The following is a 24,835-nucleotide window of genomic DNA, read 5'->3' on the forward strand; positions in this document are numbered from 1 at the left end:
ACCGTCACCCCCGGCCGTGGTCCCTCGTCGTCCCGGCCGAGGCCGCTGCTCCCGTCGTCGAGGTGCGCCCGGTCGAGGTCAGCCGGTTGCGTGCGTCCCCGCTCCACACCAGCCGACCGTCCGGACCCCGTCGAGCCCCGTCGCTGAGGGTGTGCGCGGTGACCCGGCCGTCGTGCATGAGGTGTCCGACGGGCGTCGCCTGCTCGCCGAGAAACCACGTCCGCCACGATCCGGCGGTGGCAGCGCCACCAGACCGCCTCCGAGCACATCACCGCCGTGCGCCCGCGCAGATCCCCGGACAGCCCGGCCACCAGGTCGGCCAGTCCGTCGCGGAACGGCGGCTCGCGGGTCCAGGCGGCGTAGGCCCGGAACTGCTCGACGCGCCACCAGGTGTCCGGGTTGTCGGCGCGCTCCGCGGCGTCGAGCCGTCGGCGGCCGCCCAACCGCTCGTCCCACCGGTACCCGACCCCGACGTCGGCGAGCAGGTCCTCCAGGGCGGGGCGTCCCGCGGCCGGGTTGGTGCGGCTGCCCGGATAACGGCGGACGTCGACGACCAGGGCGATGCCGGCCGAGCGGACGAGGTCGCCCAGGCCCTCGGCGTCGAGCGTCCCGTGGCCGAACGTGAGCAGGGCGGGGTCCGTCCCGACCACGGCGTCCCTCAGGCGTCCCCGCCGGCCGGGCTCGTGGTTCCCGACGTGGCACGGCGGCTGGCCGTTCGGCGGGTGGGCGTGCGCCGCACGGGCGGCTTCTGCTCGGTGGCGGTGTCGGGGGCCTGGGTGGCGGGGGAGTCCGGCACGGGCGCGTCCGCACCGGTGCTGTTCTCCACGTCGTCCTTCTCGGCCGCGCCCTTCTCGGCCGCGCCCTGGGCCGCGGCGGCCCGGGACGACCCGGCCCGCGTCCTCCTGGCCGGTGCCTTCTCGACGGTCGCTTCGGCCGCCTTCTCCACCTTCTCGGGTGCTTTCTCCGCCGACTTCTCCATCGACTTCGCGGGTGCCTTCGCGGGTGTCTTCGTCGTCGCGGACGCCTTCGTCGACCGTCCGCCCCTCTTCTGCCGCAGGCGCACCATGAGGTGGGCGCCCTCGGTCATCGTCTCCAGGTAGGGCTGGTCCTGCACCAGCTGGGACAGCTTGGCGTAGCCGAACTCGCGCGGGTCGAAGTCGGCGTGCGCCCGGTTCAGGTGCTGGCCGACGACGCTCAACCGGCTCCAGCCGTCGTCGCCCGAGGTGGCGTTGACCCCCTTGGTCAGGGCGCTCTGCAGGTTGATGGACGGGGTGGTGCTCCCGCGGTCGTCCTCACCGGCCGTGTCCGGCCCGGCGTCCTCGGGCCCGTCGTCCTCGAGCTGCCGGTGGTCCTGGTCCTGCTCCTGGAGCACCTCCAGGAAGATGAACTGGTCCACCGCGCGGCGCAGCGACTCGGGGGTCTTCCGCCGCCCGAGGCCGAAGACCCGCTTTCCGGACTCGCGGAGCCGGGTGGCCAGCCGGGTGAAGTCGGAGTCGGAGGAGACCAGGGCGAAGGCCTCGACGTTGCCCTGCCACAGCAGGTCCATCGCATCGATGATGAGCGCGGAGTCTGAGGAGTTCTTGCCCACGGTGTAGGCGAACTGCTGCACCGGCTGGATGGCGTGACGGTGCAGCTCGGACTTCCACCCCACCAGATGCTGGGTCGTCCAGTCGCCGTAGGCCCGCTTGACCGTCGGGGTGCCGTACTTGGCCAGCTCCTCCAGGACGGACTCGGCGTGCTTGGCGGAGACGTTGTCGCAGTCGATGAGCACGGCGATCCGGGTCGAGCTGCTGGCGTCGGTATCCACGCCTCGAACCCTACGCCAGCGTCTTCAGCGCCAAGACCTCGACGACTGATAATCCGCAAGAATCAATCCGCAGTGATTTGAGTCTTTTTCTGTACCTTGCAACGCCCTAGCGTGAATGGGGACCCCGTCCGACGACCGCAGAGGTATTCCCATGACGATGACGAGCGAGGCGACCACGCCCAGCACCCCGGTGGCCGACGCCGGGGACTCCTTCGACCCCGCGGGTCCACGCCGGTGGTGGCTGGTGGCCCTGGGTCCGGTGGTCGCCCTCGTCCTCGCGCTCCTGCTCCCGTCGTCGCTCCCGGTCGAGGGCAGGGTGGTGGCCGGCACGGCCGCGTGGATGGCGCTGTGGTGGATGACCGAGGCGGCACCCATCCCGGTCACCTCGCTCCTGCCGCTGGCCGTCTTCCCCCTGCTCGACTCGGCCTCGATGTCGGACGTCGCGGCCCCCTATGCCAATCCCGTCGTCTTCCTCGTCATGGGCGGCGTGATCCTGGGGCTGGCCACCGAGAGGTCCAACCTGCACACCCGGATCGCGCTGCTGACCATCCGGGCGGTCGGGACCCGCTCCTCCCAGATGGTGCTGGGCCTGATGCTGGCCTCGGCCCTCATCTCCGCGTGGGTGTCCAACACCGCGACCGCGGTCATCATGGTGCCGATCGCCGTCTCGGTCCTCCACCTCGTCCGCGAGGTGGCCACCCGGCGTCCGCAGGCCCGAAGTTTGCCGCCTCGCTGCTGCTGGGCGTCGCCTACGGAGTGACCATCGGTTCCACGGCCACGGTGATCGGCCAGCCGCCCATGGCTCTGATGAAGGCCTATCTGGCCGACGCGCACGAGATCGACGTCGCGTTCGGCCGCTGGATGCTCGTCGGTGTCCCGTGGGCTGCGATCATGCTGGTCATCGCCTGGCTCGTGCTCACGAAGCTGGTCTTCCGTCCCGAGGTCGACCGGATTCCCGGCGGCAAGGAGATGATCCACGACCAGCTCCGCGGGTTGGGGTCCATGTCGACGGCCGAGCGACGGGTGGCCGCGATCTTCGCGGTCGCGATCTTCTTCTGGGTCGCCGTGCCGTTCATCGTGGACATCCCCGCGGTGGGGGCCGCACTGCCGTTCCTGGCCTCCATCTCCGACCCGCAGGTGGCCATGGTGGCGGCCATCGCGTGCTTCCTGGTGCCCGCGGAACGTCGGTCGGTCGACCCGGACGGCATCCCGTTGCTGAGGTGGAGCGCCGCCCGTGACATCCCCTGGGGACTGCTGCTCCTGTTCGGCGGGGGTCTGTCCCTCTCGGCCATGTTCTCCGCCACCGGTCTCAGCGCCTGGATCGGGGAGCAGGTCGGCGGACTGGAGGGCATGTCCCCGCTGCTGATCCTGGTCGTGGTCGCCGTCGTCGGTCTGGGTCTGACGGAGCTGACCTCCAACACCGCGACGGCCGCGGCCTTCTTCCCCATCTTCGGCGCCGTCGCCGTGGGCATCGGCATGGATCCCCTGCTGATGACGATCACGGTGACCCTGGCGGTCTGCTCGGCCTACATGCTCCCTGTGGCCACTCCCTCCAACGCTGTGGCCTTCGGCTCCGGCGAGGTGAGCATCAAGCAGATGGTCCGGGCAGGGGTGTGGCTGAACATCATCTCGCTGCTCGTCGCGGTCCTGATGCTGTACACCCTGGTCCCCCTCGTCTTCGGCGTCGGTCTCTGACGACGGGGCAGTTGCCCCGTCGTCGAACCGCCCCCGGTGGTGAAGAGGGAGGGAACGAGCCCCGGGCCTTCAGACCGCCACGCGCTCCAGCTCCTCCTCGACGAGCGGGACCAGGGCGTCCAGCTCGGCCTGCGGCTCGGCCCCCTCCCGCACCACCCTGCCCATCATCTCGGCCCAGGCAGCCTGCGCCCGAGGGGTCCACAGCAGCGGCGTCTGCACGTGGCCGTGCTCGACGACGTAGGCGGCCACGTCCTTGGCCGGACCGTCGGCCAGGACGTCGGCCTGGGGGACGAGGCTCAGCCGGGCCGGGATGTGCACGCCGTAGGAGGTCGCGAAGTCCAGCTGGTGCTCGGTCTTCTCCACCCACAGCCACCGGGCGAAGTCCCGGGCCGCCTCGACGTCGGTCGCACGGGCCGAGACGCAGGACCCGTAGGCCCCGACGGGCACCGAGGGGGACCCGCCGGGCATGGACGGCCAGGGGATGGCCCCGACGTCGTCGCCGAGCTCGGCCCGGATCTGCGGAAAGGTCCACAGGCCGGTCCACTGCATGGCGGCCCGGCCGGACGTCAGCGGGGCCGGGTCGTCCCAGTCCTGCGGCGAGTCCAGCAGCAGCACCTCGTCGGTCCAGAACGTGCGCAGCACCGTCAGGGCCTCGGCCGCGCCGGCCGAGTCGAAGGCGACCTCGTCGTCCTCCAGGTAGTCCAGGCCCGCCGACCACAGCATCGGGCCGCCCATCCGCTGGGCACCGCCGTCGTTGCCGAGGAAGAGGCCCTTGACCTGGTCGGTGGTCAGCTCGCGGGCCGCGACCTGCAGGTCCTCCATCGTGCGCGGCGGCTCGAGGCCCATCTGCTCGAGCAGGCTGGGCCGGTAGACGAGCACCTGGGTGTCGATGACCTGGGGGATCGCCCAGATCTTCCCGTCGTAGGTCATCCGCTCGATCATCGACGGGGTGAAGTCGGCCAGGGCGTCCCCGAAGACGTCCGTCAGGTCGACCACGAGGCCGTCCCGGATCATGTCGACCGAGGGTCCGTTGGGGTACTCGAACACGTCGGGACCCTCGCCGCCCACCAGGGCGGTCACGGTCGTGCGGTCGTAGGCCCCGGGCTGCCAGCTCACGGTGACGTCGGCGGCCTCGTACTCGGCGGCGTAGCGCTCGACCGCCTCCCGCACCCCCTCCTCGCCGTACTGGTGGTACCACTGCTGCAACCGCGGGGCAGGTCCGCCGGCGGTCCCCGTCGCGGTCGTCCCGTCCCCGGTCATCGGCACGGGCCGGGTCCCGACGTCGCAGGCCGCGAGCACCGCGCCGAGGGCCGCGCTCCCGCCCAGCGCGAGCACGGAGCGGCGGGACAGGGGCGGCGACGGTGCCATGCAGGTCCTCCCGGAGGGGTCGGCCGACGTGTGGGAACACTGTATGACGTGGGCGTGCGCCCCACCCGTCGGTGGTCACGATTCGGCAACGACCGCGTGTCGCCCGGGGGCCACCGGTCCGGTCCGTGCGTCCAATGGCGGACGCGTCGACGCCGCACACGGGGAGGACCGGGCATGAGGTTGCAGCGATACGAGGGGGTGCCGCAGGCCCTCACCCGGCTGCCGATGCACCGGCGGGACCTGCTCCGGGGCGGTCTGGGTCTTGTCACCGGCGCGGTGCTGGGCGGGCTCGCCGACACGTACGACCGGGTCGTCGCCGCGCCGCCGCCACCCCCGCCGGAGCCTGAGCCTGAGCCCGAGCCCGAGCCGGAGCCCGAGCCCGAACCGGAGCCCGAGCCGCCCCCGCCGCCCCAGCCCGCGGCATACCAGCGTGGTGACGCCGGCGACGGGGTGCTGGCGCTGCAGCAGCAGCTGGGGTCGACCGGCTACTGGTGCGGCACCCCCGACGCCGTGTTCGGCCACCTGACCCAGCAGGCGGTCTGGGCCGTGCAGAAGGCCCACGGCCTCGTGCGCGACGGCATCGCCGGGCCAGCGACCCAGGCGGCCGTGGAGACCGGCTACCGGCCGGCCCCGTGGCCGGCGGGGACCACGTGGAGGTCCACCTCGGGCCGCAGCTCCTCCTCGTCGTCCGCGGAGGAGCGACGACGATGGTGTTCAACACCTCCACCGGCAACGGTGAGCCCTACGAGTTCAGGGGGAACGAGTACACCGCCCAGACCCCCTCCGGCGACTTCGTCGTGGGCTTCATGGACTCCGTGGGCACGCTCGGCGACGGTTGGCGCGAGGGCGAGCTCGGCGAGCTGTACCGCCCGATGTTCTACGACGGCAACTATGCGGTGCACGGCTCCGGGTCGATCCCGCCCTGGCCCGCGTCGCACGGCTGCGCCCGGATCTCCACCGCCGCGATGGACATGTTCTGGGCCGACGGGATGCTCGGGATGGGCGGCCGCGTCCTCGTCGTCTGAGCGGCGGTGGCCCTGAGGGGTCGGCCTACCTGAACGCCTGGTGGCCCGTCAGCGCCTGTCCCACGACCAGGGTGTGCATCTCCTCGGTGCCCTCGTAGGTGAGCACCGACTCCAGGTTGTTGGCGTGCCGCATGACCGGGTAGTCCCCGGAGACGCCGTTGGCGCCGAGCACCGTGCGGGCGCTGCGGCACACCTCGATCGCGGCGGTGACGTTGTGGAGCTTGCCGACGCTGACCTGCTCGGGACGGAGCAGCTCGCGGTCCTTGAGCCGGCCCAGGTGCAGGGCCAGTAGCTGCCCCGTGGCCAGCGTCTGGTGCATCCGGGCCAGCTTGGCCTGGGTGAGCTGGAAGGCCGCGATGGGCCGGCCGAACTGCTCGCGCTCCACCGCGTAGTCGCGGGCCGTCACGAACGCCGTCCGCGCCGCCCCCATCGATCCCCACACGATCCCGTACCGCGCCTCGTCGAGGCAGGCGAGCGGGGAGCGCAGGCCCCCGGACTCCGGCAGGACGGCGTCGGCGGGCAGCCGGACCCCCTGGAGGACCAGCTCGGAGGTCACCGAGGCCCGCAGCGACATCTTCCCGGTGATCTCGGGGGCGGAGAATCCTGGGGTGTCGGTGGGGACGACGAACCCCCGGACGGTGTCCCGCCCCTCCGGGTCGCCCTCGGTGCGCGCCCACACGACGGCGACGTCGGCCACCGACCCGTTGGTGATCCACGTCTTGGTCCCCTCCAGCACCCACTCGTCCCCGTCGCGGCGCGCCCGGGTGCGCATGGACCCGGGGTCGGAGCCGTGGTCGGGCTCGGTGAGGCCGAAGCAGCCGATCGCCTCGCCCGCGGCCATCGCGGGCAGCCACCGCTGCTTGTGCTCCTGGCTGCCGAACCGCCAGATCGCGAACATCGCCAGGGAGCCCTGCACCGACACCAGCGAGCGCACCCCGGAGTCGGCGGCCTCCAGCTCCAGGCACGCCAGGCCGTAGTCGACGGCGCTCATCCCCGCGCAGCCGTAGCCCTGCAGGTGCATCCCCATGAGGCCGTGGGCGCCGAAGACCCGCGCCAGCTCGCGCACCGGCGCCCGCCCCTGCTCGTACCACTCCGCGACGAAGGGCAGGACGTGCTCGGCGCACACCGCGCGCACACTGTCGCGCACCGCACGCTCCTCCTCGGTGAGGACGGCGTCGAGGTCGATCAGGTCGACGGGCAGGTCGGTGCTGCTCAGGCGGGCCACGGTGCGCTCCTGCGGGTATGGGGTGGGTGCGGCTCAGCCTACGGGTGCCCCTTGCGTCGACGGCCCGGTGGTGTCACACTGACAGACATTGGACAAAGGTTGTCCAAAGATGAACCAAGGAGATGCAGACATGACCGAGCTCACCAGCCCCGCCAGCACCACCGTCAGCCCGGGCGGCCCCGGGACCGCCCCGGCCGCCGACGGGTCCGGCGCCGTCTCGTGGACGGACCTCGCCAAGGAGATGTGGAGCTACCTGACCGGCCAAGGGGCCGCGATCAACTACAGCTTCGTCGACATGGCCGTCGAGGTCCCCCGGGACACCGGCCCCGACGCCCCCCGCGCCACCTGGAAGCTGGACGGGACGCTGCGCATCACCACCGAGGAGCACGCCTCCGACACCGGCCGGGGCCACGACGCCACCGCCTCCGACAGGGCGTGACCGTCGTGTCCGCGCCCACCGCGGCCCCGGCGGCCCCGCGCCTGCACGTGGAGGCCGACCTCACCCTGACGGTGGACACCGGTCCTGCCGCCGACGACCCCGGCCGCCGGCTCACCGGTCGCGTCACCGGGTCGGGGTCGACGCTGACGGTGCACCTGGACGGGCTGGACGTCCTGCCGATGGGCGCGGACCTGCGCACGACCGTGGACCCGGTCCGCGACCTCGCACGGCTGCTGGCCGACGACGGGCTGACCGTGGTCGTCGAGGGCGACCATGGCCGGATCCTGTCGCTCGGCAGGGTCCGCGCCTCGATCCTCGACCGTGCCCTGACCGGGTCGGCCCACATCGCGCTGCACGACCGGCGGGCCGCCCTGCGGCTGGCGCGGTCGAAGGGGGACGCGGGCGCCCCGTCGCTGCGGGGGCTGGTGCCCCCGTCCACGCCGTGGCCACCCGCCCCCACCGTCGCCCCGCCCCGCCGGCGGCACGTGACCACCACGCACGATCCTCTCGGGGGCGGGCGTCCGCGCCTCGTCTACTACACCGCCCCGCCGGAGCAGGGTGGCGCCCGGACGGAGCTGGACCTGCGCCGGGGCACCACGACGATCGGGTCGGGCCCGGAGGACGACCTCGTCCTCGAGGGGCTGGCGCCGGGCCAGCTGCAGGTGCGGCGCAACCCAGCCACCGACGAGTACGAGGTGGTGCCGGTCGCCGGTGAGTCCGTCCGCGTGCACGGGGCCGAGGTCGATCGACCCGTGCCGCTGCGGACCGGTGCGGTCGTGTCCGTGGGCCGCTGGTCGCTGACCTACCGGCGGGAGGAGTACGCCGACCACGGCCGGCCCTACGGCGGTCGGGCGGGCGGGGAGTTCGCCCGCCAGCGGCCGCAGCCCCCCCGGCCCCGCTACCAGGGATAGGTCCCCGCTCGGCTGTGGCAGGGTGAGGGGCCCCGGGACCTCCGGTCCCGGGGCCCACCCGAGCACCCTGGAAGGATCCTCCCGTGCCGTCCCAGCCCCACCGCATACCCGCGTCCCTGCCGACCGAGGAGGAGCTGCGCGCCCGGGCCGAGGCCGCGGCGCGCGCCTGCGGGGTGGACCTGGACGCCCGGCGGGGGGCGCACGAGGGCCGCTCCCCGGTGACGGGCGGCGTGGTGTCCTCGCTGGAGTGGGACGGGCCCGACGAGGTGGGCGAGGCGGTCCGGCGCGCGCGGGAGGCGTTCGAGGGATGGCGCACCGTGCCGGCCCCGGTGCGCGGGGCCCTGGTCAAGCGGTGGGCCGAGCTGCTGACTGAGCACAAGGAGGACCTGGCCGCGCTGGTGACCGTCGAGGCCGGGAAGGTGACCTCGGAGGCGCTCGGCGAGGTGCAGGAGATGATCGACGTCTGCGACCTCGCCGTCGGGCTGTCGCGGCAGCTCTACGGGCGGACGATGCCCTCGGAGAGGCCCGGGCACCGGCTCAGCGAGACGTGGCACCCGCTGGGCGTCGTCGGGGTGGTCTCGGCGTTCAACTTCCCGGTCGCCGTGTGGTCGTGGAACACCGCGGTCGCCCTGGTCTGCGGCGACCCGGTGGTGTGGAAGCCCTCCGAGCGGACGCCGCTGTGCGCGCTCGCCGCCGACGCGCTGCTGGGGCGGGCGATCCGTGAGGCGGGGCATCCCGAGGCGCTCTCCCAGGTGCTGCTGGGCGGTCCCGAGGTCGGGGAGGCGCTGGCCGCCGACCGTGGGGTGGCCCTGCTCAGCGCCACCGGCTCGACCCGCATGGGGCGCTCGGTCGGGCCGGTCGTCGCCGGACGGCTCGGGCGCAGCCTGCTCGAGCTCGGGGGCAACAACGCCGCCGTCGTCGCACCCAGCGCAGACCTCGACCTGGCGGTCCGGGGGATCGTCTTCTCCGCCGCCGGCACCGCGGGGCAGCGGTGCACGACCATGCGCCGGGTGATCGCCCACGTGGACGTGGCGGAGGAGGAGCTCACCCGGCGGCTCGCGTCCGCCTACCGCAGCCTGAAGGTGGGGGACCCGTCGGGTGCGGGGACGCTGGTGGGGCCGCTGCTCGACGGACGGTCCTTCGAGACCTTCAGCAGCGCGGTGGACCGGGCCGTCCAGGACGGGGGCGAGCTGCTCGCCGGAGGTGATCGGGTGCTCGCCGAGGAGGCGCCGGAGGCGTTCTACGTCCGGCCGGCCGTCGTCCGGATGCCGCGGCAGACCGAGGTGGTGCACACCGAGACGTTCGCCCCGCTGCTCTACGTGATGACCTACGAGGAGCTCCCGGAGGCGGTGGCGATGAACAACGCCGTGCCACAGGGCCTGTCGTCGAGCATCTTCACCCGCGACCAGGCCGAGGCCGAGCTGTTCTGCTCGGCGGAGGGGTCGGACTGCGGGATCGTCAACGTCAACATCGGGACCTCGGGGGCCGAGATCGGCGGCGCGTTCGGCGGGGAGAAGGACACCGGCGGCGGTCGGGAGTCCGGGTCGGACGCGTGGAAGGCCTACATGCGGCGCGTCACCACGACGGTGAACTACTCCGGCGAGCTGCCCCTCGCCCAGGGAGTGACGTTCGAGGTCTGAGGGGCGACACTGGAGGAGGCGGCGACGACGCCGCCGGCACCGCGACCCCAGGAGCATCCGATGAACCGCAGCACCGACCGGTCACAGGACCCCTCGCCCTTCGCCTGGATCTTCGGCGGGGCGCTGGCGATGGTCGCCGCCATAAGCATCGTCCGGGCCGTCACCGGCCGTCGAGGACGGGCGGCCAGCAGCAGCCCGGTGGCGTCGGTCGTCCCCTCCTCGGGCAGCACCGCCGATGATGAGCTCTCCGGCCACCCCAGCTGACCGGTCAACGGGGGGCGAGGCAGACGCGGGCCACGCGGGCTACGTCGGGGTCGTCGGGCCGGGGGACGGTGCCACGGCCGAGCAGGTCGGGCTGGCCAGGGACGTCGGCCAGGCCCTGGGGCGGCGGGGGTCCGTGGTCGTCACCGGTGGACTGGGCGGCGTGATGGCCGCGGCGGCGCAGGGGTGCCGCGCGGCGGGCGGCCTGAGCGTGGGGCTGCTGCTCCCGGGCCGGGAACGGGGCGCGGCCGGGGAGCACCACACGGTCGTCCTGCCCACCGGGCTGGGCGAGCTGCGCAACGGCCTGCTGGTGCGCGTCAGCGACGTGGTCGTGGCCGTCGGGTCGAGCTGGGGAACCCTCAGCGAGGTGGCGCTCGCGTGCCGGACGGGGGTGCCGGTCGTCCTGCTGGGGTGGGACGCCGACCTGCTGGGCGGCACCGACGGACCCGGGCGTCCGCCGGTGCGGGCCGGGTCGGTCGAGGAGACGATCGCCCTGGTGGCCCACCTGCTGCATCAGGGCGAGAGGGCGGCGTCCTCCTCGGCCCACACGCAGCCCGGTCCCTGCCCCGGGTAGAAGCCACCGCAGTCGGCGCCCAGCTGCTCCTCGGCCGATCCGGAGGGGGCCGCGAACCACAGGTCGTCGCAGGCCTGAATGTCGCCCGCCTGGCAGGCCCCCACGAGGGTCTGCAGCTCCGGCCCCGGTCACCCGGGCGCCCGTGACCAGGAGCGGGACGGCATACCCCAGCAGGTGGCCGGAGGTGACCCGGAGGACCTCGTTGACGCTGGCGTCGAGGCCGTCGATGAGGGCGGGCGTGGCCACCGAGACGATGGTGGTGCCGGCCAGGACCATGAAACCCGATGACCAGCGCCCACAGCGCCGGCCGCGGTTCGCGGGGGCTTTGGCGGTCCGGTGCGACGGTGCGGGTGGACACAGGGGAGCCGCAGGGGGTGCCTCCGACGGTCGGGCCCCGTCGGCGTGGGTAGGGTCGGGACATGCGTGCAGTCATCGTGGAGCAGCCCGGAGGGCCGGAGGCCCTCACCGTCGTCGAGCGGGAGACGCCGGAGCCCGGCCCCGGCGAGGTCCGCGTCGACCTGGCGGCCGGGGGGATCAACTTCATCGACGTCTACCAGGCAGCGGCAGGTACCCGTTGCCGCTGCCGTTCGTCGGTGGGAACGAGGGGTCGGGAACGGTCTCCGCCCTCGGTGAGGGCGTGGAGGACGTGCAGGTGGGCGACCGCGTCGCGTGGGCGATGGCCCCCGGGAGCGGGTATGCCGAGCAGGTCCTGGTCCCGGCCGCGCGGGTGGTCCCGGTGCCGGAGGGGATGGAGCTCGAGCTGGGGGCCGCGGTGATGCTGCAGGGCATGACGGCCCACTACCTGGTGAACTCGACCTTCGAGGCCGCCGAGGGGCAGACCGCGGTGGTGACGGCTGCCGCCGGTGGGGTCGGCCTGCTGCTGTGCCAGCTGCTGCGCGCCAAGGGCGTGCGGGTGATCGGGACCGTGGGAAGCCAGGAGAAGGTCGAGCTGGCCAAGGAGGCGGGCGCGGACGAGGTCGTGCTCTATCGCGACGTCGACCTCGCGGAGGAGGTGCAGCGTCTGACCGACGGGGACGGCGTGCACGTCGTCTACGACGGGGTCGGCAAGGACACGTTCGACGCCGGGATCGCGGTGCTGCGCCCCCGCGGGATGATGGTGCTCTTCGGCGCGGCCAGCGGGCCGGTGCCCCCGGTCGACCCGATGGCGCTCAACCACGGCGGGTCGCTCTACCTGACCCGGCCGTCGCTGGCGCACTACGCGGCCGAGCGTGAGGAGCTGCTGTGGCGGGCCGGCGACGTGCTCGGCGGGGTGGCCGACGGGTCGCTGAAGGTGCGGATCGGCGGACGATATCCCCTGGCAGAGGCCCGGCGGGCGCATGAGGACCTTGAGGCGGGTGGCACCACGGGGAAGCTGCTGCTCGTGCCCTGACTCGCCTACCTGACCTGGTCTGCCCTACCTGACCTTTGACCTGATCTGAACCGGGTGTTCGCGCGGCCCTCACGTTCCTGACGTGGGGGCCGCTCGCGTCGGTCTGGCCGCCCGAGGCCCCCGCGAGCCAGCCCTGCGGGGTTCTCGCGCGGTGGGGGACACGCGAGCTGGGGATACCTCTTGCCATGTTCGAACACATGTCCTAATATGGGTCTCAGGCAGGGGGATGTCTGGGGAGGAGGGGTTCGATGGGTGGCAGTCGCAGTGCCGGTCGTGGTGGTGGGGCGTCGTGGGTGTCGGGTGGGTCGGGTCCTGGTGTCGCTGTGGTGGAGCCGCCGTGGGAGGACATCGAGCCCTACGACGCCGAGGCCTGCGCCCTCGGAGAGTCACTGGTGTGGCAGGAGCTGACCGGTCCCGGAGCCTGGGCGGAGCCTGCGGCCGAGCACGACCCGGGGTTGACGTTGCGGGATCCGATCGGCGCCGTGGGTCGCGTCCTGTCCGATCTGGGACTGGAGGCCGCGACGGTGGAGGCGATGGCTGGTGCGGCGGTGGTGGCGGCCGAGCACGAGGGAGTTCTCACTGCCCCGGCCATGGACCTGGAGGCCGTCCACGGGGTGGGGGCGTTGGCGTTGTTGCGGTGCCGGATGGAGGCGGTGCAGCTGGTCGCGGTGGCGGATCTGGCGGTGCGCACGGGGCGGCGGCTGCTGCAGGAGAAGGGGGTCGAGGATCCGGCGGGGTTGTCGGCCACGGCCTGGGGGAAGTGGCGGGCGCGGGTGAAGTCGTTGGTGGCTGCCGAGCTGGAGGTGGCCCTGGGTCTGGGCCGCGGAGAGGCCCGGGACATGGTCGCGGTGGCGTGCGCGCCGGAGGGGATCGTCGGAGCGGTGCTGGGTGCGTTGCGCCGCGGTGAGGTGCCCTGGCACCTGGTGCGCCGGTTCTGGACCAAGGCAGGGTCGCTGCCGACCGAGGACGTGACCATGATCGGCGCGGCGCTCTTCGGCAGCGACGTTGCGTGCGCGGCGCCGGAGCGGCTGGACCCGGACGGGCAGCTGCACGGACGGGCGTGGGCGGTCAAGGAGTTCTACGCCGCGCTCGAGCGTGAGGTGGTCCGGGCCAGGGGCAGGGACGAGCGGTCCGCGCGGGCCGCCCGCGACGAGGCGGTCGCGGGGCGGGACGCGTGGTTGCGGGTGCACGACGACGGGACCGCCACGGTGGGTGTGCGCACCCCGTTGATCTCGGGCGTGGGCGTGTTCGCCCGCATCGACCGGATGGCCAGGACGTTGAGGGGTGCGGGGGAGGAACGCTCGCTGGCGCAGCTGCGCTCGGACCTGTGCGCCGGTCTCCTGCTGCACGGCACGGTCGCGATTCCGCAGGTCGTCGATGAGCTGCTCACACCGCAGGACCTGGACGCCCTGGCCGCGGTGACGACGGCGACCCCACCGGTGAACCTGCAGGTCGTGGTCCCCTGGGACTCCCTGACCGGGACGGTGGCCTGTCCGAGGTGCGCCCACACCCACCCCGGCCCCGGTCGCGGGCGTGCCCACGGACCGGGCGGCGAAGGTGGGGGTAGCGTCCAAGGCCGGGGTGGCGGTAGCCATGGCGGAGCAGGCAGCAGTGGCGGAGGCGGTAGCGAGGGAAACCGGGGTGGAGATGGTCCGGCCGACGTCGGGTCGTTGACCCTGGCCGGCCCTGGCTGGCCTCCGCTGCCGGACTGGCTCGCCCGACGATGCGGGGACCAGTCTGCCCTGCCGTCCTCAGCAGGGCCACCGACCCCGCCAGGAGCGTCACCGCCCTCGCCCGACGCGCCGCCCTCTCCGGGCGCGCCGCCCTCTCCGGGCGCGCCGCCCTCTCCGGGCGCGCCGCCCTCGCCGGGCGCGCCAGCACCGATGGCCGTGCCACCGGGCTGGCCGGTGGTGGGGCAGGTCCCGTTGCCGGGGGTCGCGTGGTCGGGCACGGTGGCCGAGCTGGTGGGGCTGCACCCGGCGTTCCTGACCCCGGGTGGGGCCCGGGAGCTGGCGCTGGCACCGGGCACGACGATGCACCGGATCCTGGTCGACCCGGCCGACGGGCGGTGCATCGAGCGCACGATCGCCGCCTACCGGCCCGACGCGGACATGCGCCGCCAAATCGCCGCGGCCGACGTGTACGGGCGCGGCCCGGGGGAGCGGACCCCGCCGCAGCGCTGGCAGCTCGACCACGAGCACGAGCACCAGGACGGCGGTCCCACGGCCGAGACCAACCTCAACGGCAAGGGCGTCTTCTTCCACGCGCTCAAGACCGCCCGGCTGTGGTCCTCGGCGATGAACCAACGCCGCGACCTGACCTGGACCACCCTGCTGCGACAGGTCGTGACCACCCGCGGGCACGACTACCGCCAGTACCTGACCCGCCTCGATGCCCTGGCCCCCGCCTCGGACCTCGACGACCCCGACGGTACGCAACGGTGGGCCGACCGGGCCGACCTGGCCAACCGCCTCCTGTACGCCGCGATCGTGCACCGCCACGCCGGCGCCCCGGCCCGCGCCACCGACGACCTCGTCGACGCCGAGGCCTACGACCTGCGCCTGGCCGGCTGGGCCAGCATCGACCCCCGCCTGGCCCTGGCCCGCGACGGCCGCCACGCCGACCTCAAAGGCCCCACCCCCGAACAGCTCCTCGACATCAAGGACACCCCCGGCGCGAAGACACCCGACACCCCCCGCACCCAGGACCCCTGGGCGTCAAGGACCGCCAGCCAGGGCCACACCGACGGCTGGGCCACCCGCCCCGCCCCCGACGACCCCCCACCCTTCTGAGCTCTCCAGCGCCCCGACCTCGACCCGGGGAACAGCGGGCACTCGGTCAGAAGCCCTCGGAAGCCTCGTCAAGCCGGCGCACGTCCTCGTCGCTCAGTGTCGTGGTCGCAGCGGCCAGCAGCGGCGCGAGCTGCTCGGGTCGGGACACGGACGCGATCGGTGCGGTCGCCCCCTTGGCCAGCAGCCACGCGAGCGCCACCGTCGCGGGCTCGACCCCGTGCCGACCGGCGACGTCGACGAGCACGTCCACCACCCTGAGCCCACCCGCCTCGAAGTAGCGCCGGGCCGCTCCACCCCGGGGCGCTCCTTCGAAGTCCGACTCGGACCGGTACTTCCCGGTGAGGAACCCCGAGGCCAGCGCCGGATACGGGAACACCAACACCTGCTCGTCCACCACGATGGGTGCGTAGTCCCGCTCGTAGGTCTCGCGGGACACCAGAGACCAGCGCGGCTGCACCGCGACCGGCACCGCGGCACCCTCCTGACGGGCCGTCTCGAACCACTCGCGCATGCGTGCCGGCGAGAAGTTCGACAGGCCCACAGCCCGGGCCTTGCCCGCCCGGACCACCTCGTCGAACGCCCCGACCTGCTCGGCCACCGGCACGTCCTCGTCGTCGAAGTGCGCGTAGTACAGGTCGACGTGGTCGGTCTGGAGCCGCTCGAGCGACTCGTCGACCGCCGCCAGCACGTTTGCCCGCGACAGTCCCTCACGCCCGGGCTTTCGGGCCACCTTGGTCGGCACGAGCACGTCGTCCCGCCGCCCCCGCGCCGCCAGCCACGAGCCGATGATCGTCTCCGACTGGCCACCACGATCGTCCACCCAGGCGGCGTAGGAGTCGGCGGTGTCCACGAAGGTGCCGCCCGCCTCCACGAACGCGTCGAGCACCGCGTGCGACGTCTTCTCGTCCGCCGTCCAGCCGAAGGCGTTGCCGCCGAGGTTCAGGGGGAAGATCTCCAGGGGGCTGCCCGGCAGCTGCGGCATGCGTGGTCCTCTCGGGTATGGAGTACGAGTGCGCTGGCAGCACTGTAGGCCCCGCCCCACGGCCAGCCGTGCCTCACCCGGTCACCCCTGCACGTCGCTCGGGCCCCGCTCCCCGGGCAGACGCGACGAGGCGGTCACCCCGAGCACGTCGGCCAGCCGCATCGCGTCGTGCGGCGCGTGCACCTTGACGTCGTTGTCGAAGTAGACGAACACCTCGGCCTGCTCGGCCCAGCCCCGGATGCGCTGCGCCCACACGCCCAGGGCCTCCTCGCCATACCCGCTGGTGTAGAGCTCGGTGTCCCCGTGCAGGCGCACGTACACGACGGGCGCGGTCACCACGTCGTAGTAGGGCCAGAGCCCGGCGGCGTCGGCGACGACGATCCCGACGCCGTGCCGCCGCAGCAGGTCGAGCAGCTCGGCGTTGTCGGCGAAGGTGGGGTGGCGCACCTCGAGCACGTGCCGCAGCGGACGCTCCGGGTCGGGTCCGGGGGAGGTCCAGGCGGGTTCGCGCAGACGGTCGTCGTGCTGGGCGGCCAGCTCTGCGGCCTGGTATGCCGTGCGCGGCAGGCGGGCGAGGAAGGCGTCCAGGCGGTCGTGGTCGTAGCGGAAGCGCGGGGCCAGCTGCCACAGGAACGGCCCGAGCCGGTGCTCCAGGGCGAGCGGGCCGGAGGCGAAGAAGTTGGCCAGCGCCGTGTCGACGTCGCGCAGCTTCTTCATGTGCGTGATGAACCGGCTCCCCTTGACCGACAGGACCGTGTCGGGCGGTGTCTGCTCGGCCCAGGCCCGGTAGCTGCTGGGACGCTGAAGGGAGTAGAACGACCCGTTGATCTCGACGGTGTCCAGGCAGCGGGAGGCGTACTCCAGCTCGCGACGCTGCAGCAGCCCGGGCGGGTAGAAGACGCCGCGCCAGGGGGCGTACCTCCAGCCGGAGATGCCGATGCGGATCCGGTGGGTGGTGCTCACCCCACCGACCGTAGGCCAGCACCTGGTGGACCGTCGGTCGGAGCGGCAGGCCGGACGCCGGCACCTTCGGTGGCGGTGGCGGTGGCGGTGGCGGTGGCGGTGGCCGACGACGACGGCGGTGGCCCACGACGACGGCGGGGGCCCACGACGACGGCGGGGGCCGACCCTGAGGTCGACCCCCGCCGTCAAGATGCGTGGTGCGGTGCGTGACGCCGTGCGCTGCGTGGTGCCCTGCGTGACGCCGTGCGCTGTGTGACGCCGTGCGGTGCAGCCTGCCGCGGCTCAGCGACCTCCGCGGCTCCCGCTGCTGGAGGAGGAGAAGGCCACGACCGAACCGCCGCCGGAGCCGCTCCGCGAGCGTCCGCCGGAGCGACCACCGCCGGCGCCGCCGCCTCCGCCGGTACGGGCGGGGCGTCCCTGGCCCGAGCCCGCGGCGCTGCCGCGACCGCGGCCTCCGCCACCGGCTGCGCTACGGCCGCCACCGGCTGCGCGGCCTCCGCCGCCGTTGCCGCTGCCACGGCCGCCACCGTTGCCTCGACCGCCACCGTTGCCGCGGCCACGCCCCTGGCCACCGCTCTGCTCCGGGACGGCCAGCTGCAGGCCACCGGGGACGAGCGTGCGCTCACCGGGAGCGAGCTCGACGAGCACGGGGTGCTCGGGGTGGGCCTTGGTGATCGTCGGCCTGATGCCGGCGGCGCGGGTCAGCGAACGTACGTCGCGGACCTGGTCGTCGGTCATGATCGTGATGACGGTGCCCGATGCGCCGGCGCGGGCGGTGCGGCCCGAGCGGTGCAGGTAGGCCTTGTGCTCGACCGGCGGGTCGGCGTGCACGACGAGCGCCACGTCGTCGACGTGGATGCCGCGGGCGGCGATGTCGGTGGCCACCAGGGTGGTCGCCGTGCCGGACTGGAAGGCGTCCAGGTTGCGCACCCGGGCGTTCTGGGCGAGGTTGCCGTGCAGCTCCACCGTGGGCACGCCCGCGCCGTTGAGCTGCTTGGCCAGCTTCTTCGCGCCGTGCTTGGTCCGGGTGAACATGACGACCCGACCGGGCGCGGACGCCAGGTCGGTGAGCACCGGGAGCCGGTGGCCGGCGTCGATGTGCAGCACGTGGTGCGCCATGGTCGAGATCGGCGACTGGGCCGAGTCCGCGTGGTGGGTGACCGGGCGGTCGAGGTAGCGCTTGACGATGACGTCGATCCCGGCGTCCAGCGTCGCGGAGAACAGCATGCGCTGGCCCTCCCGCGGGGTGCGGTCGAGCAGCCGCTTGACCGCGGGCAGGAAGCCCAGGTCGGACATGTGGTCGGCCTCGTCCAGGACGGTGATCTGCACCGATCCGAGGTCCGCGTGGCGCTGGCTGATGAGGTCCTCGAGCCGGCCGGGCGTGGCCACGAGCACGTCGACGCCCGCTTGCAGCGCCCGCACCTGCGGGTTCTGGCCGACGCCGCCGAAGATGGTCAGGGTGGACAGCCCGGCGGCCTTGGCCAGCGGGGCCAGCGCCTCGTCGAGCTGGCGCACCAGTTCACGGGTCGGCGCCAGGATGAGGGCCCGGGGGGCACGCCCACGGGTCGCGGACCGGCGGGCGTCGGCACCGGTGCTGAGCCGGGTGACGAGCGGCAGGAGGAAGGCGTAGGACTTGCCCGACCCGGTGCGGCCGCGGCCCAGGACGTCCCGGCCGGCCATCGAGTCGGGCAGCGTGGCGGCCTGGATGGGCGTGGGCACGGTGATGCCGCGCTCGGCCAGGAGGGAGGACAGGTGGGCGGGCACGCCGAGGTCGGCGAAGCTGGAGGTCACTAAGAAAGTCTTTCGAGACGTATGCGGTGTCTCACCCGGCGCGCAGGCCCCCGGCGGGAGCGGCGCGACCTTGGGGGCTGCCCGGAGCACCTGGGAAGGTGGGGGAGGGCGGCGCACAGATCGGGCACCCCGAGGCGAGACGGTGCGGGGCGCTGGAACCAGTGTAGCGGTCGTGGACGCCCGTCCCGGACACCGACGCCCCGGACCGGTGTGGACCTACGCTGGAGGCCCCAGCCGACCGAGGACCGACGAAGGAGCAGACCTGACCGCCGACGCCGACGTCACGAGGGCCGACCACCGTCGACCGGTCCTCGTCCTGGCCAGACCCCCCGGGGACGACGACGAGCACTCCCGGGTCGAGCGCGTGCGCCGCCTCCTCGCGACGGCCGCAGCGCCGGCACAGGTCGAGGTCAGGACCCCCGGGTCCGACGAGGAGTATGCCGCCGCCGCCTCCTCCCTCGCCGGTCCCGTCCGGCGCGACGTGGTCGTCCTCGGCGGTGACGGCTCCGTCCACCGGCTGCTGCAGGAGCTGCACGACCAGCGCCTGCTGCCGGCCACGGTCGGGCTGGTGCCCACCGGGACCGGGAACGACCTGGCCCGCTCCGCCGGCATCCCGCTCGACCCGGAGGCCGCAGCACCGCTCGCGCGGCCACGGGCCGTCCCGACCCACGCGGGATGCTGGTGGACGACACCGGCGGTGTGGTCGTCAACGCGGTCCACGCCGGCGTCGCCGCGGAGGCCACCGCCCACGCGGGCGAGGTCAAGGGGGTGTTCGGCAAGGCGGCGTACGCGGTCGGCGCCCTCCGGGCCGGACTGACGTCCCGCGGCTGGCACCTGAGGATCGTCGTCGACGGAGCGACCGTGGTCGACGGCTCGGCCCCCGTCCTCATGGTCACCCTCGCCCTGGGCTCCTCGGTCGGGGGCGGGACCCTCGTGGCGCCGGCCGCCCGGCCCGACGACGGCCTCGCCGAGGTCGTGGTCGCCCTGGGCACCTCTCCCGCGGCGCGCACGAGCTTCGCCCGCGACCTGCGCAAGGGACGGCACACCCGGCGTTCCGACGTCACCGTGACCCGGGGCCGGGAGGTGCTCGTCGAGGCGGTGGGGCCGCGGGACGCGTTCCACGTCAGCGCCGACGGGGAGGTCCCGCCGGGGCGGCTCCGGCGACGGACCTGGCGGGTCGAGCCCGACGCCTGGCGGTTGCGGGTGCCCGGGAGCCCACCGGCCGCGTCCCTGCCGCGGCCATGACCGACGATGGACGCATGACGGACGACACGCGCGACCTCGACATCACCCTCTACGGCGCCACCGGTTTCGTGGGTCGGCTCGTCGCCGAGCATCTGGTGGCCACCGCCCCCGAGGGTGTGCGGATCGGCCTGGGCGGCCGTTCCCGCGACCGGCTGGCGGCCGTCCGGTCCACGCTCGGCCCGCGCGCGGCCGACTGGCCCCTCGTCGTGGCCGACGCCGCCGACGAACCGGCCCTGTGGGCGATGGCCGCCCGGTCCGCGGTGGTGGTGAGCACCGTCGGGCCCTACCAGCGCTACGGCATGCCGCTGGTGGTGGCCTGCGCCGAGGAGGGGACCGACTACGCCGACCTCACCGGGGAGGTGCTCTTCGTGCGGGAGGCGATCGAGCGGGCGCACGGGACGGCCCGGGGGACGGGGGCGCGGATCGTCGTCTCGTGCGGGTTCGACTCGGTGCCCTCCGACCTGGGCGTCCACCTGCTGCACCGGGCGGCCGAGGCGGACGGAGCGGGCGGCCTGACCGACACCACGCTGTGGGTGCGACGGATACGGGGAGGCATCAGCGGCGGCACGATCGACTCCCTGCGCGCCCAGCTGGAGCGGATGCGCCAGGACCCCTCGCTGCGCCGGGTCGTCCTCGACCCCGAGGCGCTCAGCGGCGGGGCGACCGGCACGCCGGGTCAGCGGGACGTGTGGCGGCCGTTCGTGGAGGAGCGCAGCGGCCGCTGGGCCGCCCCATTCTTCATGGGGCCCTACAACACCCGCGTCGTCCGGCGCTCCCACGCGCTCACCGAGGGTGGCTACGGGCCCCGGTTCCGCTACCGCGAGCTCGTGCCCACCGGGCGCGGGGCCAGGGGCGCGCTGCGGGCGAAGGCGATGGTCGCCGGGCTCGGCACGTTCATGGGCGCGCTCGCCCTGCCGGTCGTGGGTCCGCTCGTGGAGCGCCGGCTGCCGGCACCGGGGGAGGGTCCGGACCGGGCGAGGCGCGAGGCGGGCTCGTTCCGCACCGAGACGGAGACGACCACCGAGAACGGGACCCGGTATGCCGCCACCGTCGCCGCGCAGGGCGACCCCGGGTATGCCGCCACCTCGGTCATGCTCGGACAGGCGGCGCTGACGCTGGTCGCCACGCGCGGCTCGGGCGACGGCGGGGTGCTGACCCCCGCCGTGGCGATCGGCGACGCGCTGGCCGAGGCGCTCCGCGCGCAGGGGTTCTCCCTGGACGTGCGCCGCCTCGACGCCTGAGCCCAGCCTCGCCGGGCGGGTCAGCCCTCCGGGTCCCCGGCCCGACCGCCGCGCCGTTCGAAGGCCGCCGAGATCTCCTGCGGGATCCGACCGCGGTCGGAGACGGCATACCCCTCCTGCCGCGCCCACGCCCGCACCTGGGCGGCGGTGGGGGGACGCGCGGACGGCAGGGGGCTCGCCTCGCCGCCGACGTGGGCCTCCTCGGCGGCGTGGGTGAGTGCCGCCGCCAGGAAGCGGTAGGTCCACTCCTGGGCCAGGGAACGGTTCTCACAGAACACGATCGGCACGGCAGGGAAACGCGCCTGGCACTCGCCGAGGGAGTCGGCGACGACGGCCGGACGGACCCGGTCGAGCTTGAAGACGGAGGAGTAGCGCTCCTCGACGACGACCGCGGCAGCGGGGAGAGCGGAGAGGTCGGCCAGGACGTAGCGCATCCGGCCGCTCGTCAGCGTGGAGACCAGGTCCGGCAACGACTTCCGCTCGACGGAGGCGACCAGACGACCCTGGACCTCGACACCGTAGTCGCCGGCCACCAGGGCCTGGCGCCGGGTGAGGACCTGCTGGTGGTCGAAGGTCCAGGCGTAGCGCTCGTGGCTGTCGACGAGCACCTCCAGGCCGGCGACGCCGGAGGCGCGGGCCGTGGGGAGGGCGACCGCGGGCCGTGCCTGCCTGGCCGTCCGCGCGGTCTGCCAGAAGATGGCCTCGCGACCCCCGCGGACGCGGGTGAGCACGAACTGCGAGCGGTTCTCCCGGCCGCGGGCCAGGACCAGGTCGATGCTCGCCCCCCGACGCACGCACGAGCGGGTCGGCACGGCCTCGACGATGTCCGGGTCCCGGGGCCAGCCGGCGGCGCGGTGGCAGTAGATCTTGCCGGTGCGCGGCCAGGTGTCGCGCGCCTTGAGCACCACGCCCTCCGGCCCCAGCGGGATGCGCAGCAGGTAGGGCAGCGAGGTGCCCTCCTCGGGGTTGCGGGCGATGAGGAAGTCGTCCACGACGTCAGGGTATGCCGAGCTCCCTCACCAGGGCGGTGACCGCCGCGCGCCCGGCCCGGTTCGCCCCGATCGTGGAGGACGAGGGCCCGTAGCCGACGAGGTGCACACGGGGCTCGTCGGCCACCTGCGTCCCCTCCATCCGGATGCCGCCGCCGTGGCCCCGCAGACCGAGCGGAGCCAGGTGGTCGAGCGCCGCACGGAACCCGGTCGCCCAGAGGAGGACGTCCACCTCCAGCACCCGTCCGTCGACCAGGCGGACGCCCTCGGGGACGATCTCGGTGAACATCGGCCGCCGGTCCAGGGCGCCCCGCTCCTCCGCCGCCCGCAGCGAGGCCGTGCGCAGCAGGCCGGTCACCGAGACCACGCTCTGCGGGGGCAGCCCCTGGCGGACCCGTTCCTCGACCATCGCCACGGCCCGCCGGCCCGCGTCCGCGTCGAAGTCGTCCTCGCGCCAGACCGGCTCCGTGCGGGTGAACCAGCTGGTGGCCGTCACCCGGGAGATCTCGTCGAGCAGCTGCACGGCCGAGATCCCGCCGCCGACGACGGCGACGTGCTGGCCGCGGAACTCCTCGGCAGCGACGTAGTCGGCCACGTGCAGCTGACGTCCGGCGAACGTCTCCTGCCCGGCGTAGATCGGCCAGAACGGCTTGCGCCAGGTGCCGGTGGCGTTGACGACCGCCCGGACCGAGAACGCCCCGGCCGAGGTCTCCACCCGCAGGCGGCCGCGGGGGTCGTCGTCCTCGCGGACCACCCGCCGGACCTTCACGGGCCGCTCCACCGCCAGCTCCAGCTCCTCCTCGTAGCGCCCGAAGTAGTGCACGAGGAACTCCGAGCTCGGCGCGCACGGGTCCGCCTCCGGCACCGGCATCCCCGGCAGCTGGGCGATCCCGTTGACCGTCGCCATCCGCAGGGAGCGCCACCGGTGCCGCCACGCGCCGCCCGGCCCCTCCTCGCCGTCGAGGACGAGGTAGGTGGCGGGGCCCTGCGCGGCGAACCCGCGCCGTCGCAGGTGGTACGCCGTCGACAGGCCGGCCTGCCCGGCGCCGAGGACGAGGACGTCGACGCGCCGCACGGTCAGCCGAACGCCGCCGTCAGGCCCCTGGCCACGTCCTCGCGCAGGTCGTCCAGGTCCTCCAGCCCCACCGAGAGACGGACGGTGCCCTCCTCCTGGATCCCGGCCGCGACGCGGGCCTCCTCGGGCAGCCGCCGGTGGGTGGTCGTGGCCGGGTGGGTGGTCAGCGACTTCGCGTCGCCCAGGTTGTTGGAGATGTCCACGACCTGCAGGGCGTTCATGAACCGGAAGGCCTCCGCGCGTCCGCCGTCGAGGGTGAAGGTCACGACGGTGCCCCCGCCGCTCATCTGCCGTCGCGCGAGCCCGTGCTGGGGGTGCGAGGGGAGCCAGGGGTGGAAGACCCGCCGCACCCGGGGGTCGGCCTCCAGCTCCGTCGCCAGGGTCAGCGCGCTCGCGGCCATCCGTTCCACCCGCAGGGTGAGCGTCTCCATACCCTTGAGGGTCACCCACGCGTTGAAGGGGGACAGGGAGGGGCCCGTGTGCCGCACGAGGGTGCGGATCGGTCCGCCGACCAGCTCCGCCGGACCGAGGATGGCCCCGCCCATGACGCGTCCCTGACCGTCGATGTGCTTGGTCGTGGAGTAGACGACCACGTCGGCGCCGTGGTCCAGGGGTCGGGAGAAGACCGGCGTGCCGAAGACGTTGTCCACGACGACGACCGCCCCGGCCGCGTGCGCCAGCTCGCTCACCGCCGCGATGTCGACGAGCTCCTGGGTGGGGTTGGAGGGGGTCTCGAAGAACACCGCGGTCGCCGGGGTGGACAGCGCCCGGGCCCACTGGTCCAGGTCGGTGCCGTCGACGAAGGTGGACTCCACGCCCCAGCGCCGCAGGACCTCGTCGACGACCACGAAGCAGGAGCCGAAGAGCGCCCGGGCCGCGACGATCCGGTCGCCCTGCGCGCACAGGCCGCCGAGCGTGGTGAACACCGCCGACATGCCCGAGGCGGTCGCCTGGCAGGCCTCGGCGCCGTGCAGCAGCCGCAGCCGCTCCTCGAGCATGGCCACCGTGGGGTTGCCGTAGCGGGAGTAGACGAAGCGCTCGATCTCCTCGCCGAACGCCGCGTCGGCCTCCTCGGCGCTGGAGTAGACGTAGCCGGAGGTCGGGTAGAGCGCCTCGGCGGTCTCGTCGAAGCCGCTGCGCATCAGCCCGCCGCGGACGGCCAGGGTGTCTGATCTCCAGGCGGCGGGGGGCTGCTCCATGGGGAGCCAATCTAGGGCGGGCGGGGGGAGGACGAAGAATCCTCGGTATGCCGTCGCGCGCCCGGTGCGCTCGTGATCTTCGCAGGTCGGTGGGCCGGGGGAGGCAGAGCGCGGGTGGCTGGGTCGAGGGCCGCACCATGGTCGGGAGGAGGGGTGGCAGGACGAATTTTCGGTCGGGGCGGATGCCTTTCGATCTCCCTGTGAGCGAACTCACCCTGCGACG

At 73.9% G+C, this 24,835-nt stretch carries 19 protein-coding genes and 6 pseudogenes; 14 read left to right on the forward strand and 11 right to left on the reverse strand.

Annotated elements, in window-relative coordinates; genetic code table 11:
* Window positions 1-275 precede the first annotated feature (275 nt).
* Together ACQ95T_RS07270 and ACQ95T_RS07275 are read right to left on the reverse strand one after the other, a co-directional pair.
* Window positions 276-650, reverse strand: a pseudogene (locus ACQ95T_RS07270) (DUF488 family protein); the annotation flags it as partial.
* Window positions 651-1,024: 374 nt separating this feature from the next.
* Window positions 1,025-1,807: pseudogene (locus ACQ95T_RS07275) on the reverse strand (NYN domain-containing protein); the annotation flags it as partial.
* Between the two features lie 151 nt (window positions 1,808-1,958).
* On the opposite strand from ACQ95T_RS07275, the gene ACQ95T_RS07280 reads away from it, so the two are divergent.
* On the forward strand, window positions 1,959-2,567 hold the full coding sequence (locus ACQ95T_RS07280) for an SLC13 family permease (RefSeq protein ID WP_431473703.1): 609 nt from the start codon (window positions 1,959-1,961) through the stop codon (window positions 2,565-2,567).
* Window positions 2,564-3,502: an SLC13 family permease gene (locus tag ACQ95T_RS07285; protein WP_431473704.1), complete on the forward strand. Its 939-nt coding sequence runs from the start codon at window positions 2,564-2,566 to the stop codon at window positions 3,500-3,502. The genes ACQ95T_RS07280 and ACQ95T_RS07285 overlap by 4 nt, the downstream gene beginning before the upstream one ends.
* Window positions 3,503-3,571: 69 nt before the next feature.
* On the opposite strand, the gene ACQ95T_RS07290 is transcribed toward ACQ95T_RS07285, so the two are convergent.
* Window positions 3,572-4,870 carry an ABC transporter substrate-binding protein gene (locus tag ACQ95T_RS07290; RefSeq protein WP_425940639.1) on the reverse strand — a complete coding sequence of 433 codons (1,299 nt, stop codon included), beginning with the start codon at window positions 4,868-4,870 and terminating at the stop codon, window positions 3,572-3,574.
* Window positions 4,871-5,095: 225 nt separating this feature from the next.
* Here ACQ95T_RS07290 and ACQ95T_RS07295 point away from each other — a divergent pair.
* Window positions 5,096-5,416, forward strand: a pseudogene (locus tag ACQ95T_RS07295) (peptidoglycan-binding domain-containing protein); the annotation flags it as partial.
* A gap of 86 nt (window positions 5,417-5,502) precedes the next feature.
* A complete protein-coding gene (locus tag ACQ95T_RS07300; RefSeq protein ID WP_431473705.1) occupies window positions 5,503-5,895 on the forward strand; it encodes a L,D-transpeptidase in 393 nt (130 codons plus the stop codon).
* 25 nt (window positions 5,896-5,920) lie between these two features.
* Here the strand turns inward: ACQ95T_RS07300 and ACQ95T_RS07305 are convergent, their stop codons facing one another.
* Window positions 5,921-7,120: an acyl-CoA dehydrogenase family protein gene (locus ACQ95T_RS07305; protein WP_425940643.1), complete on the reverse strand. Its 1,200-nt coding sequence runs from the start codon at window positions 7,118-7,120 to the stop codon at window positions 5,921-5,923.
* A gap of 130 nt (window positions 7,121-7,250) precedes the next feature.
* Between ACQ95T_RS07305 and ACQ95T_RS07310 the strand changes: the two genes are divergently transcribed.
* From ACQ95T_RS07310 to ACQ95T_RS07330, 5 genes are all read left to right on the forward strand, one after another.
* Window positions 7,251-7,559 (forward strand): hypothetical protein, encoded by a 309-nt coding sequence (locus ACQ95T_RS07310; protein WP_425940645.1) that lies wholly within the window; start codon window positions 7,251-7,253, stop codon window positions 7,557-7,559.
* 5 nt (window positions 7,560-7,564) lie between these two features.
* Entirely contained in the window at window positions 7,565-8,470 is a 906-nt protein-coding gene (locus ACQ95T_RS07315; protein ID WP_425940647.1) for an FHA domain-containing protein, read from the forward strand.
* A gap of 83 nt (window positions 8,471-8,553) precedes the next feature.
* Entirely contained in the window at window positions 8,554-10,110 is a 1,557-nt protein-coding gene (gene amaB / locus ACQ95T_RS07320; RefSeq protein ID WP_431473706.1) for an L-piperidine-6-carboxylate dehydrogenase, read from the forward strand.
* A gap of 60 nt (window positions 10,111-10,170) precedes the next feature.
* The gene (locus ACQ95T_RS07325; protein ID WP_425940651.1) at window positions 10,171-10,374 is read left to right on the forward strand and encodes a hypothetical protein; all 204 of its coding nucleotides are present in this window, start codon (window positions 10,171-10,173) and stop codon (window positions 10,372-10,374) included.
* Complete coding sequence (locus ACQ95T_RS07330) at window positions 10,346-10,945, forward strand: TIGR00725 family protein (RefSeq protein WP_425940653.1); 600 nt, start codon at window positions 10,346-10,348, stop codon at window positions 10,943-10,945. The genes ACQ95T_RS07325 and ACQ95T_RS07330 overlap by 29 nt, the downstream gene beginning before the upstream one ends.
* A gap of 138 nt (window positions 10,946-11,083) precedes the next feature.
* Here ACQ95T_RS07330 and ACQ95T_RS07335 read toward each other — a convergent pair.
* Window positions 11,084-11,303, reverse strand: a pseudogene (locus tag ACQ95T_RS07335) (MFS transporter); the annotation flags it as partial.
* 61 nt (window positions 11,304-11,364) lie between these two features.
* Here ACQ95T_RS07335 and ACQ95T_RS07340 point away from each other — a divergent pair.
* Together ACQ95T_RS07340 and ACQ95T_RS07345 are read left to right on the forward strand one after the other, a co-directional pair.
* A pseudogene (locus ACQ95T_RS07340) lies at window positions 11,365-12,335 on the forward strand (quinone oxidoreductase family protein).
* 323 nt (window positions 12,336-12,658) lie between these two features.
* Window positions 12,659-15,127, forward strand: a complete 2,469-nt coding sequence (locus tag ACQ95T_RS07345; protein WP_431473707.1) for a hypothetical protein — start codon at window positions 12,659-12,661, stop codon at window positions 15,125-15,127.
* 46 nt (window positions 15,128-15,173) lie between these two features.
* On the opposite strand, the gene ACQ95T_RS07350 is transcribed toward ACQ95T_RS07345, so the two are convergent.
* The 3 genes from ACQ95T_RS07350 to ACQ95T_RS07360 all read right to left on the reverse strand — a co-directional run bounded on the left by ACQ95T_RS07350 (window position 15,174) and on the right by ACQ95T_RS07360 (window position 18,863).
* Entirely contained in the window at window positions 15,174-16,109 is a 936-nt protein-coding gene (locus tag ACQ95T_RS07350) for an aldo/keto reductase (RefSeq protein ID WP_425940657.1), read from the reverse strand.
* Window positions 16,110-16,190: 81 nt separating this feature from the next.
* Window positions 16,191-17,072, reverse strand: coding sequence for a DUF72 domain-containing protein (locus ACQ95T_RS07355; RefSeq protein ID WP_425940658.1), 882 nt, complete (start codon window positions 17,070-17,072; stop codon window positions 16,191-16,193).
* A 282-nt stretch (window positions 17,073-17,354) separates the two neighbouring features.
* The gene (locus ACQ95T_RS07360) at window positions 17,355-18,863 is read right to left on the reverse strand and encodes a DEAD/DEAH box helicase (protein WP_425940660.1); all 1,509 of its coding nucleotides are present in this window, start codon (window positions 18,861-18,863) and stop codon (window positions 17,355-17,357) included.
* On the opposite strand from ACQ95T_RS07360, the pseudogene ACQ95T_RS07365 reads away from it, so the two are divergent.
* From ACQ95T_RS07365 to ACQ95T_RS07375, 3 genes and pseudogenes are all read left to right on the forward strand, one after another.
* Window positions 18,796-19,449 (forward strand): annotated as a pseudogene (locus tag ACQ95T_RS07365) (diacylglycerol kinase family protein); the annotation flags it as partial. The gene ACQ95T_RS07360 and the pseudogene ACQ95T_RS07365 overlap by 68 nt on opposite strands.
* A gap of 89 nt (window positions 19,450-19,538) precedes the next feature.
* Window positions 19,539-20,108, forward strand: coding sequence for a diacylglycerol/lipid kinase family protein (locus ACQ95T_RS07370; protein WP_431473708.1), 570 nt, complete (start codon window positions 19,539-19,541; stop codon window positions 20,106-20,108).
* A 14-nt stretch (window positions 20,109-20,122) separates the two neighbouring features.
* Window positions 20,123-21,349, forward strand: coding sequence for a saccharopine dehydrogenase family protein (locus ACQ95T_RS07375; protein WP_425940663.1), 1,227 nt, complete (start codon window positions 20,123-20,125; stop codon window positions 21,347-21,349).
* Window positions 21,350-21,369: 20 nt separating this feature from the next.
* On the opposite strand, the gene ACQ95T_RS07380 is transcribed toward ACQ95T_RS07375, so the two are convergent.
* The 3 genes from ACQ95T_RS07380 to ACQ95T_RS07390 are packed head-to-tail and all read right to left on the reverse strand — an operon-like array spanning window position 21,370 to window position 24,612.
* Complete coding sequence (locus ACQ95T_RS07380; RefSeq protein WP_425940665.1) at window positions 21,370-22,341, reverse strand: Lsr2 family DNA-binding protein; 972 nt, start codon at window positions 22,339-22,341, stop codon at window positions 21,370-21,372.
* Window positions 22,342-22,345: 4 nt separating this feature from the next.
* The gene (locus ACQ95T_RS07385) at window positions 22,346-23,419 is read right to left on the reverse strand and encodes an NAD(P)-binding domain-containing protein (protein WP_425941025.1); all 1,074 of its coding nucleotides are present in this window, start codon (window positions 23,417-23,419) and stop codon (window positions 22,346-22,348) included.
* Window positions 23,416-24,612: an O-succinylhomoserine sulfhydrylase gene (locus ACQ95T_RS07390; RefSeq protein WP_431473709.1), complete on the reverse strand. Its 1,197-nt coding sequence runs from the start codon at window positions 24,610-24,612 to the stop codon at window positions 23,416-23,418. Before ACQ95T_RS07390 ends, ACQ95T_RS07385 begins: the two co-directional genes overlap by 4 nt.
* Window positions 24,613-24,835 lie beyond the last annotated feature (223 nt).

Origin of the sequence: Ornithinimicrobium carbonis (assembly GCF_050703245.1) — a bacterium.
GTDB lineage: Bacteria > Actinomycetota > Actinomycetes > Actinomycetales > Dermatophilaceae > Ornithinicoccus.